We start from the raw sequence: 16,933 nt of genomic DNA on the forward strand, positions 1-16,933 counted from the left end.
GGCCTGGGTCGGCTGGTCAACAACTACTCCTCAGCGAAGATCGGAACCAGTCGATCTCTCATCGACACCTTGCGGCCCCTACCCACGGGAAGAACAACGACTGCCGACAGGACACGTTCAACGTAGGCGCGTCGCTCGACCAAGGTGACCCCGTCTCGATGCCACTCCTTGGCCATGTCGACGGGCTTTCCGCGGACAGCGAGAGTCTTCCGCTGCCAAGCGTTGCGCTCCTTGATCAGCCGCCGCTCATCGGCCTCGTACTCGTTCAGATCGGCGTAGTACCTCTCTGCACTGATTTGACGATTCCGGCGGGCCTGCTTCAGATCGGCCATGTCCTCTCGGGCATTGGCCAGGTCCACTTCTTTGGGCCATGCCCGCGGGGTCACCGTCGCTTCTCGCGCGGCGGCCTCCTCCTCGTACTTGGCAATGACGAGTTTGGCGATCAGCTCGTCAGTTTCCGGCCCACCGATCTTGATGCCTCCGCACCCTCGGCCGGTCGTCTTGCCGGGGCACCCGTAGTAGAAGTACCCCTCTGGCTTGCCTTGGCTCCGTGCAGCCTTTAGTGCGCGCAACGGTGCTCCGCAGCCGTCTTTACCGCATCGGAGGGTGCCCGTCCCCAGGTAGGTGCGGGTGTTGTGGCCAGTACCTCGGATCGGGCCCTCTCCGATGATGGCGACGAGCGCTTGCCACTCGGCAACCGTGATGATCGGCTGCCACTGCCCGATGACCGCCTTGCCCTCGTCGTCCTGGGCAACGACGATCTGTCGTGTCTCCCGTCCGGTCTCTGGGTCGATGTCGGAGATCGTGTAGGAGCGGTGGCCACAGAGTCGGGGGTTGCGCATCACTTCCTTGAGCACCGCGCGGGTCCAGCGATTGCCGCGGGTTGTGACGATCTCCTGGCGGTTCCACTCGGCGACGATCGAATGCCAGGTGGCTCCCTCGACCAGGCGGCGGGCCGCATCGCGCAGTAGCTGAGCCTCCTTGGGGTTCAGCGTGCGCTTGTCGTCCTGCCAGCCGAATGGGCGCGTACCGCCAACAGGGATGCCTTTCTCTCGCAACGCTTTGTGCTTGCGTCTGACCCTGCGAGCGGTATCAGCGGACTGCTTGTTGGCCATGGTCACCAGAACGCGGGCCATGGCACGGCCGTTGTCGGTGAGCAGGTCAAGGGTGCCGGTGATGTCGATGATCGGCCGGTGGTGGTGCTCGACCACCTCGATGGCGTCCTCAAGGTGTCGGGGATCACGGGTGAGGCGGTCTATGTCGTAGACGATCAAGCCGTCCACGCGATCACCGTTCGGCGCGGTGCCGCGCTTGAGGTCCTCCAACGCTCCCTCGAAGACAGGCCGGATCACCCGATACGCGGTACGTCCGTCCGGCAAGCGAACTCTCCTACGCTTCCAAGCGGAGGTGTCCGGCTCCATGTACGTGTAGACGTACCGGCCTCCTCGGCTCTCGACGAAGCTACGGCCGTCCTTCTCCTGCTCTTCCGTGCTCTTGATGTCCCGCCCGGTCATCGGCACGAACCGGTGCTTGTCCGATGGCTCGGCGGCTAAGTCGTCTCCCTCTACCTCCTCAGTGGAGAGCCGGGCCAGGCCGGCCCAGTTCTGCCCCTCCAAGTTGCCCCAATGCGCCCGCTGCACGTCATCCGTCATGGTTCAAAAGCTACATCTGGCAAGGTGCTTGTCGTTCCACCACGAGTAGCTCATCCCCAGGAGCAGGTTGCCGTGGATCAGGCCGATCAGGCGGCTGACGGACTTGTTGCCGGTGATCTGGGCGTGGCCCGCGTCGTGGCCTATGAACGCCGTTCGGGCGGCGAGGACGGCGAGCACCGGGGCGAGGAGCAGCGACTGCCAGGAGTTGCCGATCAGGACGACGGCACTCACGACACCGGCCAGGGCCAGCGCGTTCACGGCGATCTCGCGCGCGTACCAGCCATGGCGCCGCTTCAGGAGTCCCCGGCCCTTGACGGTTCGCAGGAGCGGCGCGAACTCGCTGCCGGGGGACGGCCCGGCGCTCGCCCCGGCAGAGTGTTCCGTGAGGACTGCGGCGGTCTGGGACATGGTGGGACTCCGGTCTCTCAGGGCGCGGGATGACCTGATGAAACGTACGAATCAATGGCCTTCGGCGACCATGGCGCCACCACCCGTGTCCATGCGGGGGTCCTCCCCGCGCCAGAGGGGGGTTGGCTACACCCTCCGCCCGAGGTGAGCCAGGTGCGTCAGGGCTCGGCCGTAGGCGCCCCAAGTGCTGTACCCTCGGCGACCCGGCCCAGTAGTCAAATTTGAGGAATGCGTTATCGCCGTGCAGAGGATTCCCGCGTCGACTCCCGCCGAGATCAGCGAACTGGCCCGCTGCTGTGCCGTGTTCGTGCCCGCCGATCCGCCCCGTACCGGCAGCCTCGCCTTCTGGCACCCCGAGGGCGACTCCCCTCCCACCGTGGCGTCCGGCTCCGCCGAGGACCTGACCGTCGTGCGGCCCGCGGGTGAGGGGGTCGAGCTCATGACCGTGCCCTCCGCGCTGCTTCCCGTGCGGGCCGCTCTGCCGGTCCTCACGCGTGCGCGTGCCGCCACGCAGGCACACCGGGCGACCTCCTTCTGGGGTGCGGCCGCCGTGCTCGCCCTCCAGCTCGCGGCGCGTGGGCTGCTGCTGCCGGGGCTGACGGTCGGCGACCGCGACGCGTGGCGCACGGGTCCTCTGCGGGCGGACGATCTGGAGCGGATCCGGGAGCTGGCCGCCGCGATGCCACCCGAGGCGCACGCGGTACCGCTGGGCGACGCCGAACCGCTGCGGCTGCCCGATCCCGAGCGGTTGCTGCGCGCCTTCCTCGACGCCGTCGCCGACGCGCTGCCCCGCTCACCCGCGGCAGCGCTCGCGGCGGACGGTCCGGCCTTCACGGCGCCGGAGCCGCAGCTTGCGCCCGAGCACCGCGCATGGGCCACGGACGTCGCCGCGGTGCACGACACGGACGTACGGATCTCCCTGCGCGTCGAGGTCCCGGGGCTGGCGTCGGCCGTGTCGGACGAGACCCGGCTGCCGTTCCGCGCGGTGCTGCAGCTGCACAGCGTGAGCGATCCGGCCCTCGTCGCGGATGCCACCGCCGTCTGGTCCGGATCCTCGAGCTTCGGCCCGCGCGCGCGGATGGCTGCCCTGCTCGCCTTGCGCCGCGCGTCCCGGACCTGGGCCCCGCTGACTCCCTTGCTCTCGGCCGCCGTACCGGACTGCGTCGAACTCGCCGACGAAGAGGTTGCCGAACTCGTCGGCGAAGGCGCCCGCCTACTGGCGTCCGCCGGTGTCGACGTGCACTGGCCGAAGGAGCTCGCACGGACGTTGACGAGCCGCGCGGTCATCGGCCCGCCGGATGACGGCGACGGCCCGGGCGGGGTCCCGCCTGATGACGGGGACATTCCGAGCAGGCTCGCGTCGGACGCGCCCTCGCTCCTGTCGGCTGACGCGCTCCTCGCCTTCAACTGGTGGTTCGCGCTGGGCGATCAGCAGCTCACGCGGCAGGAGTTGCACCGGCTGGCCGAAGCGAACCGGCCCATGGTGCGGCTGCGCGACCAATGGGTCCTCGTCGATCCGCAGGAGGTGCGCCGCGCCCGCGCGCGGCACGACCGCAAGGTCACACCCATCGAAGCGCTGAGCGCCGCTCTGACGGGCTCCACGGAGGTCGACGGCCACCGGGTCGACGTACGTCCCACGGGTTGGCTGGCGGCGCTGCGGGAGCGCCTGGCGGACCCGGAAGGGCAGGAGCCGGTCGGGCAGCCTGCCGCCCTCGAGGCAACGCTGCGGGACTACCAGGCGCGAGGTCTCAACTGGCTGGCCCGGATGACCTCCCTGGGACTGGGCGGCTGTCTCGCCGACGACATGGGCCTGGGCAAGACGATCACGCTGATCGCCCTGCATCTTCACCGGCAGACCGACGAGTCGGCCGCGGGCCCCACGCTCGTGGTCTGCCCCGCCTCCCTGTTGGGCAACTGGCAGCGCGAGATCGAGAGGTTCGCTCCCGGCACTCCCGTACGCCGATTCCACGGTTCTCGGCGCAGCCTGGAGAACCTGGCCGGCGGCGAGTTCGTCCTCACGACGTACGGCACGATGCGGCTCGACGCGCCGCGACTCGCCGAGGCGCCCTGGGGAATGGTGGTCGCGGACGAGGCCCAGCACGTGAAGAACCCGTACTCGGCGACGGCGCGCGCCCTGCGCACCATCGGCGCACGCGCGCGCGTGGCGCTCACCGGCACTCCGGTGGAGAACAACCTCTCGGAACTGTGGGCGATCCTCGACTGGACGACACCGGGCCTGCTCGGCAGGCTCGGCACGTTCCGCACACGCTACGCACGAGCCGTCGAGGGCGGCGAGGATCCCGCGGCGGCCGAGCGGCTCGCCCAGCTCGTACGCCCCTTCCTGCTGCGCCGCCGCAAGTCGGACCCCGGGATCGCGCCCGAACTGCCGCCCAAGACCGAGACCGACCGTGCCGTGGCGCTCACCAAGGAGCAGGCAGGCCTGTACGAGGCCGTGGTGCGCGAGACCCTCGCGGAGATCTCGGGCGCGGACAGCATGGCTCGGCGCGGCCTGATCGTGAAGCTGCTCACCGGGCTGAAGCAGATCTGCAACCACCCGGCACAGTTCCTCAAGGAGGACCGACCGAGGATCCCGGGCAGGTCCGGGAAGCTGGAGCTGCTGGACGAACTGCTCGACACCATCCTCTCCGAGGGAGCGAGCGTTCTGGTCTTCACGCAGTACGTGCGGATGGCACGCCTCATCGAGCGTCACCTCGCGGCCCGCGGAGTGTCGACGCAGTTCCTGCACGGAGGGACGCCCGTCAACGAGCGCGAGGCGATGGTGCAACGCTTCCAAGAGGGCGAAATCCCCGTTTTCTTGCTGTCGTTGAAGGCCGCCGGTACCGGGCTGAACCTGACACAGGCCGAGCACGTCGTGCACTACGACCGCTGGTGGAATCCGGCCGTCGAGGCACAGGCCACGGACCGCGCGTACCGCATCGGCCAGAGCCGGCCCGTCCAGGTGCACCGGCTCATCGCCGAGGGGACCATCGAGGACCGCATCGCCGACATGCTGCGGCGCAAACAGAGAGTGGCCGACGCGGTTCTGGGCGCCAGTGAGGCGGCTCTCACCGAGCTGACCGACGCGGAACTTGCCGACCTGGTGGAGCTGCGAGGGGGCGCACGATGACCGATCCCGGCGAGGAGCGGACGTTTGCCGCGCTGGCACCCGCTCGCGGGCGGGGTTTCGCGCATACATGGTGGGGTCAAACCTGGTTGAGGGCCCTGGAGGACGCCGCGTTGGACTCGGAGCAGGTGAAGACGGGCCGCAGGCTCGCGCGCGCCGGGGCGGTGGGCGCGGTTTCGGTGCGCCCGGGGCGCGTCACGGCCGTGGTCCAGGACCGTGACCGCACCGCGCACCGTGCGGACGTGCTGCTCCAGAAGCTGACCGAGGAGCAGTGGGACCGCTTCCTGGACATGGCCGTCGAGCGCGCCGGGCACATCGCGGCACTGCTCGACCGCGACATGCCGCCCCACCTGGTCGAGGACGCGTCCGCCGCCGGGGTCGAGCTCCTGCCGGGACTCGGCGATCTGGAAGCGGAGTGCGACTGCGGCGCCTGGGATCACTGTGGGCACACGGCGGCGCTCTGTTACCAGATGGCTCGGTTGCTGGACGAGGATCCGTTCGTCCTGCTGCTGATGCGGGGGCGCGGCGAACGCACGCTGTTGGACGAGCTCCAGGAGCGCGGCCGCACGCCTGCGTCCGAGCCGTCGGACACCGCTGAGGAAGGCGTGGACGCCGCCGAGGCGTACGTGGCCGGGGCCGTACTGCCGCCGCTGCCGGCACTTCCGGAGCTGCCTGTCGAGCCCGGGCAGCCGCCCTCCCTGGACGTCGAGGCCACGCCCGCACCGGGACTCGAGCCGGTCGCCCTGGAGTTCGTCGCGTCCGCGGCGGCGGGCGAGGCGTACCGGCTGCTCGCCGAGGCACTCGGGGCGGAGCACGAACGGCACGCGGTCGAGGCACAGCTGACACCCGCCCAGGACGCCGTTCGGCTGGCCGCGGCCAACCCGGACCGGACGATCGGACAGCGGCTCGCCGACGGCTCGGGGCGCGACCGCGAGGAGCTGCAACTCGCGGTCCGTGCCTGGCGGTACGGAGGTGCGGCCGCGCTGTCGGTCTTCGAGGACGAGTGGGCCGTGGAAGCGGAATCGCTGGCACGCGCGCGTGCCGCCCTGGAGTCGGCCTGGGACGAGGACGAGCGGCCACGGCTACGTGTGGCTCACAACCGTTGGACGGCGGTCGGTACGTCCACCCAACTGCGTCTGGGGCGCGACGGCCGGTGGTGGCCCTATCGCAAGGAGGGGGCCCGCTGGGCCCCGGCGGGGCCGGCGGCACGAGATCCGGCAACGGCCCTCGCCACGGCGGAAGGAGACCCGATGAACGGTTGACGCCTGGCGTTCACCTTCACGCCGCACGACGTTCGGGCCCGGGGCGAACTCTTGCCGCTGTCACCGAACTTGTGCCCCAGGAGGCCAGATGTCCCCGCATGCCGTCGGCCGGCGCCGCGTCCACCGATCCCTCGCGGCGGGCGTGCCCCTCGCCGTGCTGGCCGCCTTCGGGGTGGCCGGTGCGGCGAGCGCGGCCGGCGACCCGTCACAGCCGCGGGTGACGCGCGCCGCGACGCTCGGTGACATCCCACTGGGGGCGTTCAGCAACGCGCTGTTGCCCGGCACGGTGGACGACGACAGAGGCGTGGACCTCGGGGGAATCGGGAGTGACATCTATCCGGCCGGACGCCAGGGGGATTTCTGGACGGTCACCGACCGCGGGCCCAATGGCCAGATCAAGGTGGCCGGCAAGAAGCGCCGGACGTTCCCCGTCCCGGGCTTCGACCCGGCGATCGTGAAGATCCGGGTGTCCGGCGACACGGTGCAGGTGCTCGACGCGATCCCGCTCACCACGTCCTCCGGCAAGCCGGTTACCGGGCTGCCCGACCAGGCGGGACGCGACGAAGCACCGTACTCCTATGACGCGCTGACCCCGCTCGCGTACAACCCGAACGGTGTGGACACCGAGGGCATCGTGCGAGCCGAGGACGGCACGTTCTGGCTGGTCGACGAGTACGGCCCGTCACTGATCCATGTCTCCGCGCGCGGGAAGGTACTTGCGCGCTATGTGCCTCAGGGGCTGAACCTGACCGGCTCGGACTACCCGGTGGTCGAGGCGCTGCCGTCCGTTCTGCTGCACCGGAAGATCAACCGCGGCTTCGAAGGGCTCGCCCAACTCCCCGGTGGGGACCTGGTGATGGCCCTGCAGAGCCCGCTCTCCCTGCCGGACAGCGCCGCGGGAGACGCGTCGCGCACGACGCGGCTGCTGCGATTCTCGCCCAGGAAGCGGGCGGTGACCGCGGAGTACGCGTACCGCTTCGACCCGGTGAACGTGGTCGATCCGAGCGAGGACGACACGTCCGAGCTGAAGATCTCCTCGGTGGTGGCCGTCGGCGGCGATCGGTTGCTCGTCGAGGAGCGCACCGACAAGGCGGCCCGCCTGCAGGTGGTGAAGCTCTCACGCGAGGCTGACATCCTCGGTGGCCCCTGGGACATCGACACGACCTCCCCCTCCCTGGAACAGCTCGACGACCCGGCGGCGTCCGGTGTGCCGGTGCTGCGCAAGCGCCTGGTCGTCGACCTGGGCACCGTCGAAGGGGTGCCGGGCAAGATCGAGGGCGTCGCGCGCGTGGATCACGACACGCTCGCCCTCATCAACGACAACGACTTCGGGATGACTGACGGGGCCGGAGCGTTCGACGCGCAGGGCCGTCTGGTGGACAGCGGCATCGAGACGACGGTCACGTACGTGCGACTGCCGCGCGGGATCTGAATTCGGGGGGCGCCTTCGTAGAGCACGCGCGCGTGGGCGTTTCCTGGAGCACGCGCGCGTGAGCCGTGGACGGCGGCCACGCGCGCGTGCCGCTCATGTCAGCGGCTTGGTGAGTTTGTGGGTGCCACGGCCGATGTCCGCGGCCAGGCTGCAGGCGACGTTGTCGATGCCGATCTTGTAGCCGTTGGAGTCCGGGTACTGCACGAGCGTGCCGCGCACGGTGCCCGCGGCCTGCTTGGCCGCCTTGCGTTCCAGGGGTGCTTGACACAGCGCCGACGCGGCCTTCTTCAGGGCGGCGTCCGTCGTGTAAGTGCCGTTGAGTTGCGCCACCTTCACGACCTCGGCGTCATGCGGCTTGGAGCACGAACGCTTGGCGGCCTGCCCGGGCAGGCTGTCGTCCGTGTCGAAACAATCGCCCTTCTTCAGCATGTAGTACGGCACTTCGTCGTCCGCGAGGGTCGGGACGAGTGACTGCAGGCCACTCGGTACGACTCCGCTGGGCACCTCCGAGGGCCGCGTCGGCACGACACTGGGCACCTCCGAGGCCAAGGACGGCAGTCCGGAGGGGATGTTCAGCGACGGACCGGGCGAGGTGCTCCGGCTGCTCTCTGTGGGGGATTTCTTGTCCTCCTTGCCGTCACCGCCGGTGGCCGCCAAAGCCACGGCGGCGATGGCTCCGCCGGCGACGAGCAGGACAAGCACGAGGAACAGGGTGTTGCGCCGCCGTCCACCACGATGGCCGCCGGGGCCGCCGGGCGATCCGGGAGGCGGTGGCGGCTGCCATCCTCCACCGCCCTGTCCCGGAGGCGGTGGCGGCTGCCACCCTCCGCCGCCCTGCGACGGCGGACCGTAGCCCCCCGAAGGGGGACCGTAGCCGTCAGGAGGCGGAGCATAACCGCCGGGTGGAGGTCCGTAGCCTCCCGGCGGCGGCCCGAAGCCACCGCTTCCAGGGGGCGGCGTCTCTCCAGGCGGCCGTGGAGGCTGGGGCGGTAAGGGCGGCATGGCCATACCGTCAAGAGTCGCCTCGAACCGGTCATGGCGCGAGCCCTGCGCGGAAGTTGATACGGACTCATGCCATGGATCGCATGATTCCGGATCATTCCACGCAGGGATCGGCAGCGCCGAGCCGGACCCGCCCGGGGATGACGGGCCCCCTTCCCCCGCAAGAGGCACGATCAGCCGCGCGCACCGAGCAGATGGTCCATCGCCAGCTGGTCCAGACGCTCGAAGGCCATCCCGCGCGCGGCGGCCGCCTCCACATCGAAGTCCTCGAACGCCGCGCGGTCGGCGAGCAGCCCCCGCAGACCGTCCTCGGCGGTGGGCTGCGCCAGCTCGTCCAGGCGTGAGGCGCGCAGCGCTTCCTGGACCTCGGGATCGGCGCGGAAGGCCGCCGAACGCTCCCGCAGGATCAGGTAGTTACGCATGCAGCCGGCCGCCGACGCCCACACTCCGTCGAAGTCCTCGGTCCGCGGCGGCTTGAAGTCGAAGTGCTTCGGGCCCGCGTAGCCGGCGCTCTCCAGGAGGTCCACCAGCCAGAACGCGGCGCGCAGATCACCCGCACCGAAGCGCAGGTCCTGGTCGTACTTGATGCCGGACTGGCCGTTGAGGTCGATGTGGAAGAGTTTGCCCGCCCACAGGGCCTGCGCGATGCCGTGCGGGAAGTTGAGCCCGGCCATCTGCTCATGACCGACCTCGGGGTTGACGCCGTACAGTTCCGGGCGCTCAAGACGCTCGATGAACGCCAGGGCGTGGCCGACCGTCGGCAGCAGGATGTCGCCGCGCGGCTCGTTCGGCTTCGGTTCGATCGCGAACTTCAGGTCGTACCCCTGGGAGAGCACGTACTCACCGAGGAGGTCGAAGGCCTCCTTCATGCGGTCGAGAGCGACGCGCACGTCCTTGGCGCCGCCCGACTCGGCGCCCTCGCGTCCGCCCCAGGCGACGTACGTCTCGGCGCCCAGTTCGACCGCCAGGTCGATGTTGCGGATCGTCTTGCGCAGCGCGTAGCGCCGTACGTCGCGGTCGTTCGCGGTGAAGGCGCCGTCCTTGAAGACGGGGTGGGTGAACAGGTTGGTGGTGGCCATCGGCACCTTCAGACCCGTCGCGTCGAGGGTCTGCCTGAACCGCTTGATGTGCGACTCGCGCTCGCTGTCCGAGGACCCGAAGGGGATCAGGTCGTCGTCGTGGAAGGTCACTCCGTAGGCGCCGAGCTCGGCCAGGCGCTGCACCGACTCGACCGGGTCCAGGGCGCGCCGGGTGGCGTCGCCGAACGGGTCCCTTCCCTGCCAGCCGACGGTCCACAGGCCGAAGGTGAACCTGTCCTCGGGGGTGGGCTGGTAGTTCATGCCGCGGCTCCTTGCTAGCTTCGACTATTTCGTCATGGCGGTTAACAAATTAGTATGCGGAGACATCTCTGGGAAGAGACGAAGTGCGAAAGCCGGGCCGTGTCGGTCCGTGAGCCCCACAACCAGGACAGAACCCGCGGAGCCGCGGAAGAGGGAGAGCCCGATGTCAGCAGCCGAGGGTCCGCTCGTCGTCGGAGTGGACACATCCACCCAGTCCACCAAGGCCCTGGTAGTCGACGCGTCGACCGGACAGGTGGTGGCGAGCGGGCAGGCGTCGCACACCGTCTCCACGGGGGCGGCCCGCGAGAGCGACCCCCGACAGTGGTGGGACGCGCTCCGCGAAGCCTTGCACCAGTGCGGCGACGCGGCGCGCGAGGCCGCGGCCGTGTCGATCGGCGGCCAGCAGCACGGGCTCGTCACGCTCGACGCCCAGGGCGATCCCGTACGCCCGGCCCTGCTGTGGAACGACGTGCGCTCGGCGCCACAAGCGCGTCGGCTGATCGAGGAGCTGGGCGGCCCGAAGGCCTGGGCCGAGCGCACCGGCAGTGTGCCGGGCCCTTCTTTCACGGTCACGAAGTGGGCCTGGCTGGCCGAGAACGAGCCCGACGCCGTCCGCGCCACCGCGGCCGTACGCCTGCCCCACGACTACCTCACCGAACGCCTCACCGGCCAGGGCACGACCGACCGCGGCGATGTCTCCGGTACGGGCTGGTGGGCGTCCGGGACCGAGGCGTACGACGAGGAGATCCTCGCGCACATCGGCCTCGACCCGGCCCTCCTCCCCCGTGTCGTCCGGCCCGGCGAGGTGGCCGGAACCGTGCACGCCAGTGGTGAGCTGCCGTTCTCCCGTGGCACGCTGGTCGCCGCCGGCACCGGCGACAACGCGGCCGCCGCGCTCGGCCTCGGGCTGCGCCCCGGCACCGCGGTGCTCAGCCTCGGCACCTCTGGCACGGTGTACGCCGTCTCGACGCGGCGTCCCGCCGACTCGACCGGCACCGTGGCGGGTTTCGCCGACGCGCGCGGCGACTGGCTGCCGCTGGCCTGCACGCTGAACTGCACCCTGGCCGTCGACCGCGTCGCCACGTTGCTGGGCCTCGACCGCGAGGCCGTCGAACCCGGTGCGGGCGTGACACTGCTCCCCTACCTGGACGGAGAGCGGACGCCGGACCTGCCGCACGCCTCCGGGCTGCTGCACGGGCTCCGGCACGACACGACGGGCGGGCAGCTGCTGCAAGCGGCGTACGACGGCGCGGTGCACTCGTTGCTGGGCGCCCTCGATCTGGTCCTTGACGCGGACGCCGACCGCTCCGCCGCGCTGCTGCTGATCGGTGGCGGCGCCCGGGGGACGGCCTGGCAGCAGACGGTGCGCCGGCTGTCGGGGCGGCCCGTTCAGGTACCCGAGGCCAGGGAACTGGTCGCGCTCGGAGCTGCCGCGCAGGCCGCGGGCCTGCTGACCGGCGAGGACCCGGCCGCGGTCGCCCGGCGCTGGGACACCGCCCGCGGGCCCGTGCTGGACGCGATGGAGCGGGACGAGGAGACGCTCACCAGGATCGCCGAGGTACTCTCCGACGCGGCCCCGCTGCTCGAGCGGGAGCCTGGCAGGCACTGACGAGGACCACCCTGACAGGACCGGCACCGACAAGGGCCGCGGCCCGTGGGGACCGGCCGGACGAGGACTGACGGAGGCATGACCGCACCGCTGCACGAGGCCCACCCGACCGGTTCGGGCCGTCGGCTGCCCGACACCCAGCAGGGCATGCGCCGCCGCAACCTCTCCAGGGTCATGCACACGGTCAGCGCCGAAGGCCCGCTGTCGCGTGCCGCCGTCGCCTCGCGCATCGGCCTGACCCGGGCGGCCGTGTCGACGCTGGTGGACGAGCTGATCCGCTCGGGGCTCCTCGAAGAGCTGGGCCCCGAGCGGCCGAGCCGGGTGGGGCGGCCGGGCTCGGCGCTCGCCGTCAGCGGGCACGGTCCCGCGGGGATCGGCGCGGAGGTGGGCGTCGACCATCTCGCGGTGTGCGCGGTCGACCTGCGCGGTGCCGTGCGGGCCCGTGCGGTGCGGCACGGCACCAACCGTGGCCGGCCGGCCAAGCCGGTGATCGAGGAGCTGACGACGCTGATACGTCAGGTGATCGCCGAAGCCGAGCGGGAGGGGCTGTGGGCCGCGGGCCTCGCGGTCGCCGTGCCCGGGCTCGTGGCGCGCGACGGGCGGACCGTGGTCCGCGCCCCCAACCTCGACTGGCACGACACGGATCTCGGGGCGCTGCTGCCCGTGGAGCTGCCGCTGACCGTGGACAACGAGGCCAACTTCGGCGCTCTCGCGGAGCTCTGGCTCGGCGATGCGACACCGCGCGACTTTCTGCATGTGTCGGCGGAGATCGGAATCGGTGCGGCGGTGCTCGTGGACGGACGGCTGCTGCGCGGAACCCGCGGCTTCGCGGGCGAGTTGGGGCATGTGCCGGTCCGTCCGGAGGGGCCGCGGTGCCCGTGCGGTGGAAGCGGCTGCCTCGAACAGTACGCGGGCGAGGAGGCCGTGCTGCGCGCGGCAGGTCTGGAGCCGGGCGAGGACCGGGTCGGGCTGTTGGCCGAGCGCGCCGCCCAGGGAGACGTGGATGTACGGCGTGCCCTGCGCGACGCCGGGACCGCGCTCGGCATCGCGCTGACGGGGGCGGTCAATCTGCTCGACCCGGAGACTGTCGTGCTGGGCGGAGCGCTGTCCGGTCTCGCGCCCTGGCTGCTGCCCTCGCTGGAAGGCGAGTTGGCGCGGCGCACGGCCGGTCCCCCCTGTGCCGTTTCCGTCTCGCGGCTGGGCCCCGAGGGACCGCTGCTGGGCGCGGCGCACTCGGTGGTGCGGGGAGTGCTCGACGATCCGGCCGGGGTGGCGGAGCGGGCTTAGCGGGCTCGGCGTCGTCGGGGCAGGGGTCGGGGGGAGAAGTCGAGAGCACGGATCGGGGCACGGGTCGGGAGCACGGGTCGGGAGCCCGGAGCGGGGGCACGGATCGGGGCTGCCGTCTGCTCACGACCCGACGCGGAACTCCGCCTCCGGTCCCTCGCTGTTCACCACGCGGTTGTGCCTACGGCTGGGCCCCGCTGTTCCCCCTTTCGGGTGGCCGAGTTGTCCACAGTCCCGGACTTGTCCACGGCTCACGCCTCGCTCTTCCTGCCCAACCGGCAAGCGCCGTACCGTAATTCACGCGAGGGGCAGCCGTCCGATCGATGGCTGCGTGTCGGGGCGAATCGGGGGGTTCACATGCAGTCGGAGTTGAGTGCGCCCGTGTCGTGCGCGGGGCCGGTCGTGGGTGCCCGGTTGCCGGCGGGGGGCGTGATATTGATCATCGTGCTGACCGGCGGAGGTCGTGGTGTTGGTCGTCCTGCCGCACCGCCGCTCCGGGTTCATGGCCGATACCGCTCGTGTCCACCCCGACAAGTACTCCATCCCCGACCCTCAGCAGAGAGGAGCTGTGCACCATGACGGACCCCCGGATTCTGACCGTACGGCCCGCACCGGGCGAGTACGCATGGACGTTCGGCGGCGCGCCGCCCGTGGCGCGTATCGCGCCGGGCACGGTCCTCGATCTCTACACCGAGGACTGCTTCGCCGGACGGGTGCGCTCCGAGAAGGACCTGGTGTCCGAGGTGTGCGAGTTCCCGTTCCTCAACCCGCAGACGGGACCCTTCTACGTGGAGGGAGCGGAGCCCGGAGACACGGTCGCGGTCCACTTCGTGTCGATCGAACCGGCCCGTGACTGGGCGGCGTCGACGACGGTCCCCCTGTTCGGTGCGCTCACTTCCACGCACGCCACGGCCACGCTGCAACCCCCGCTGCCGGAGACCGTATGGATCTGGCAGCTCGACCGGGAGCGCCGCACCGCGCTGTTCAGCGCACGCGAGAGTGACATCCAGGTCGAGCTGCCGATGGATCCGATGCATGGCACGGTCGGCGTGGCGCCCGCGAACCTGGAGGTGCGCTCCGCGCTGGTGCCCGACGCGCACGGCGGGAACATGGACACTCCGGAGATGCGGGCCGGGGTGACCTGCTACCTCGGAGTGAACGTCGAGGGCGCTTTGTTGAGCCTCGGCGACGGACACGCACGACAGGGCGAGGGCGAGACCTGTGGAGTCGCCGTGGAGTGCGCGATGAACACGGTCGTGATCGTCGAGCTGCTCAAGGAAGTGGCCACGCCCTGGCCGCGCATCGAGTCCGACACTCACATCGTCTCGACCGGCTCGGCTCGCCCCTTGGAGGACGCGTTCCGCATATCCCAGCTCGACCTGGTGCGGTGGCTGGTGCGCGACTACGGGTTCAGCGAGCTGGACGCGTACCAGTTCGCGAGCCAGGCGGTCGAGTCGCCGCTCGCCAATGTCTGCGACACCAACTACACGTGCGTCGCCAAGCTCCGCAAGGAATGGCTGCCCGCGCGGGAGACACATCGCGGGCTGCACGCACGGCTTCGTGAGACTGCCGCGGCACTGCGGCGCTGAGCAGACTGCCGCGACACTCCGAGGCTGAGCGGAATTCCGCGACACTCCGAGGCTGAGCGGGATTCCGCGACACTCCGAGGCTGAGCGGAATTCCGCGACCTTACGGCGCTGAGAGTAGACGACCGCGCTCCTCCGACGCTCAGCGGACTCCCGCGCGCCCGGCGCCGAGGAGAGACCGTGCGTTGTCGGTTGACGCCCACGCAGCGATCCTCATCCCGACCATCGAAAGGCAGACACTTCATGGAGCGAGCCAGATCGTTCCCGAGCCGGCGGCGGCTGCTGAAGGGCGCAGCCCTCGCCGCCCTGCCCTACTCGTTACTTCCCGGCACTCGGGCCACGGCACAGGCCGCGGCCGTCGACCACCCGGGCGTCGAGTGGGTACCGGCGAGCACGTCCAACTACACGGCGAGCAACCGCCCGACCAGCTGTCCTCTCGACTACGTGATCATCCACGTCACGCAGGAGACGTATCCCACCACCCTGTCCATCTTCCAGAATCCGCAGAAGAAGGTGTCCGCCCACTATCTCGTGCGTTCGGCCGACGGGCATGTCGCACAGTGTGTACGGGAGCATGACATCGCCTGGCACGCGGGGAATTGGGACTACAACACCCGGAGCATCGGCATCGAGCACGAGGGCTGGGTGGACCGGCCCGCCTACTTCACCAACGCCCTCTACGAGGAGTCGGCCAAGCTCACCGCAGCGATCTGCACCCAGTACGGCATCCCGAAGGACCGCGCGCACATCCTCGGCCACTACCAGGTGCCGGGCACCGACCACACCGATCCCGGGCCGAACTGGGACTGGACGCGGTACATAAGGCTCGTCAACTTCGGCTGACCGAGCGGCTTGTCGGGGCTCGCACCGGGAGTGACGATGGTCCCAGCCGCATCGCCTTCTGGGAGGCCGAGTTGACCGATCCTTGGGTTGCCCTGGAACCGGGGGCCGATCCCGCCGAGCGGGTGCGGATCCTGCGCCGCGCCCACGAGGCGTTCACCGAGGCGGGCAGGGTGGCGCGGCCGGTGCGTTCCGTGGTGGCGGACTCGTGGCGGCGTTCGGCCCGGGCCGGGGTCGTGCCGGAGGGCACCGCGAGTGTGGAGCTCATGGACGGGGATCTCGGCTCCTACCGGGCGCAGCATCCGCTGGCCAGGGTGATGCCGCTGTTCCGGGAACTGATGGGGACGTTCGCGGCGGACGGGAAGCACCTGCTGGCGGTGTGCGACGCGCAGGGCAGGCTGCTGTGGGTCGAGGGGCATCCGGCGACGCGGCGGCAAGCGGGCCGCATGAACTTCGTGCCGGGCGCGCGGTGGTCGGAGACGGCGGTCGGCACGAACGCGCCGGGCACGGCGGTTGCCGTCGACCGGCCCGTGCAGGTGTTCGCGGCCGAGCACTTCATCCGACGCGTCCAGCCCTGGACGTGCGCGGCGGCGCCCGTGCACGATCCACGGACCGGGCGAATGCTCGGCGCGGTGGACATCACCGGTGGGGACGGGCTCGCGCATCCGCACAGCCTCGGTTTCGTGCAGGCGGTGGCGCGCGCCGCCGAGTCCCACTTGGCGTTGCTGGAACCGCCGAAGGCGATGACCGACGCGCTTGAGCTGACCGCGCTGGGCCGCGACGAGGCCCAACTGCTCGTGGCCGGCCGGAAGATCAGGCTCAGTCGCAGGCACAGCGAGCTCCTGGTGCTGTTGGCCCGGCACCCGGAAGGTCTCACGGGCGACGAGTTGCTCTGCGCGCTGTACGAGGACGAGTCGGTGACGCCGGTGACGCTGCGAGCCGAACTGGCCCGGCTGCGCCGGCTCCTCGGCCCGGGCCTGCTGGGTTCGCGGCCGTACCGGCTCACGGCGCCGGTCGAATCCGATGTCGCGGTCGTGGAGCGGCGGCTCGCTGCCGGCGCGATCACGGCGGCAGCGGCGGCGTACGCCGGTCCGTTGTTGCCGGCTTCGGCGGCACCGGCGGTGGTACGGCTGCGGCGCAGGCTCGCCGACGGTCTGCGTATGGCGCTCATCGCCCGGGGCGACCCGGACCTGCTGGCCGACTGGGCCCGCGCGCCCTGGGGCGAGGACGACCTGGACGTCTGGCGGGCACTGGCCACCGTACGCCCGACGGCGGTGGTGCGGGCGCGTCGGGACGAGCTGGAGTCCGAGCTGTCGGCACCTCCGGCGTGGCCGGGCGGGCGGGGGCCGAGAGGTGCAACGTCCTCGCAACGTGCGCGCTCCTAGCCTCGCGGC

11 protein-coding genes and 1 pseudogene are annotated in these 16,933 nt (G+C 70.9%); 8 read left to right on the top strand and 4 right to left on the bottom strand.

Annotation, left to right across the window (positions count from 1 at the left end; genetic code table 11):
• Positions 1–23: 23 nt before the first annotated feature.
• Both AB0D27_RS01195 and AB0D27_RS01200 read right to left on the bottom strand, forming a co-directional pair.
• Positions 24–1,652, bottom strand: coding sequence for a recombinase family protein (locus AB0D27_RS01195; RefSeq protein ID WP_362500841.1), 1,629 nt, complete (start codon positions 1,650–1,652; stop codon positions 24–26).
• A 27-nt stretch (positions 1,653–1,679) separates the two neighbouring features.
• Positions 1,680–2,060 (bottom strand): annotated as a pseudogene (locus tag AB0D27_RS01200) (fatty acid desaturase); the annotation flags it as partial.
• Positions 2,061–2,301: 241 nt separating this feature from the next.
• Here AB0D27_RS01200 and AB0D27_RS01205 point away from each other — a divergent pair.
• The 3 genes from AB0D27_RS01205 to AB0D27_RS01215 all read left to right on the top strand — a co-directional run bounded on the left by AB0D27_RS01205 (position 2,302) and on the right by AB0D27_RS01215 (position 7,878).
• The gene (locus AB0D27_RS01205) at positions 2,302–5,187 is read left to right on the top strand and encodes a DEAD/DEAH box helicase (RefSeq protein ID WP_362500842.1); all 2,886 of its coding nucleotides are present in this window, start codon (positions 2,302–2,304) and stop codon (positions 5,185–5,187) included.
• Entirely contained in the window at positions 5,184–6,446 is a 1,263-nt protein-coding gene (locus tag AB0D27_RS01210) for an SWF or SNF family helicase (RefSeq protein ID WP_362500843.1), read from the top strand. Before AB0D27_RS01205 ends, AB0D27_RS01210 begins: the two co-directional genes overlap by 4 nt.
• A gap of 88 nt (positions 6,447–6,534) precedes the next feature.
• On the top strand, positions 6,535–7,878 hold the full coding sequence (locus AB0D27_RS01215; RefSeq protein WP_362500844.1) for an esterase-like activity of phytase family protein: 1,344 nt from the start codon (positions 6,535–6,537) through the stop codon (positions 7,876–7,878).
• A 93-nt stretch (positions 7,879–7,971) separates the two neighbouring features.
• Here AB0D27_RS01215 and AB0D27_RS01220 read toward each other — a convergent pair whose 3' ends face one another.
• Positions 7,972–8,580: a hypothetical protein gene (locus AB0D27_RS01220; protein WP_362500845.1), complete on the bottom strand. Its 609-nt coding sequence runs from the start codon at positions 8,578–8,580 to the stop codon at positions 7,972–7,974.
• Positions 8,581–9,053: 473 nt separating this feature from the next.
• Entirely contained in the window at positions 9,054–10,220 is a 1,167-nt protein-coding gene (gene xylA, locus AB0D27_RS01225; protein WP_362500846.1) for a xylose isomerase, read from the bottom strand.
• 163 nt (positions 10,221–10,383) lie between these two features.
• Here xylA and xylB point away from each other — a divergent pair, with 163 nt between their 5' ends.
• From xylB to AB0D27_RS01250, 5 genes are all read left to right on the top strand, one after another.
• On the top strand, positions 10,384–11,829 hold the full coding sequence (gene xylB / locus AB0D27_RS01230; RefSeq protein WP_362500847.1) for a xylulokinase: 1,446 nt from the start codon (positions 10,384–10,386) through the stop codon (positions 11,827–11,829).
• 78 nt (positions 11,830–11,907) lie between these two features.
• Entirely contained in the window at positions 11,908–13,116 is a 1,209-nt protein-coding gene (locus AB0D27_RS01235; RefSeq protein ID WP_362500848.1) for an ROK family transcriptional regulator, read from the top strand.
• A gap of 572 nt (positions 13,117–13,688) precedes the next feature.
• Positions 13,689–14,702 (top strand): acetamidase/formamidase family protein, encoded by a 1,014-nt coding sequence (locus AB0D27_RS01240; RefSeq protein ID WP_362500849.1) that lies wholly within the window; start codon positions 13,689–13,691, stop codon positions 14,700–14,702.
• 240 nt (positions 14,703–14,942) lie between these two features.
• Entirely contained in the window at positions 14,943–15,542 is a 600-nt protein-coding gene (locus tag AB0D27_RS01245) for an N-acetylmuramoyl-L-alanine amidase (RefSeq protein WP_362500850.1), read from the top strand.
• A 71-nt stretch (positions 15,543–15,613) separates the two neighbouring features.
• A complete protein-coding gene (locus AB0D27_RS01250; RefSeq protein ID WP_362500851.1) occupies positions 15,614–16,924 on the top strand; it encodes a GAF domain-containing protein in 1,311 nt (436 codons plus the stop codon).
• Positions 16,925–16,933 lie beyond the last annotated feature (9 nt).

This window comes from Streptomyces sp. NPDC048415 (assembly GCF_040651675.1).
GTDB lineage: Bacteria > Actinomycetota > Actinomycetes > Streptomycetales > Streptomycetaceae > Streptomyces.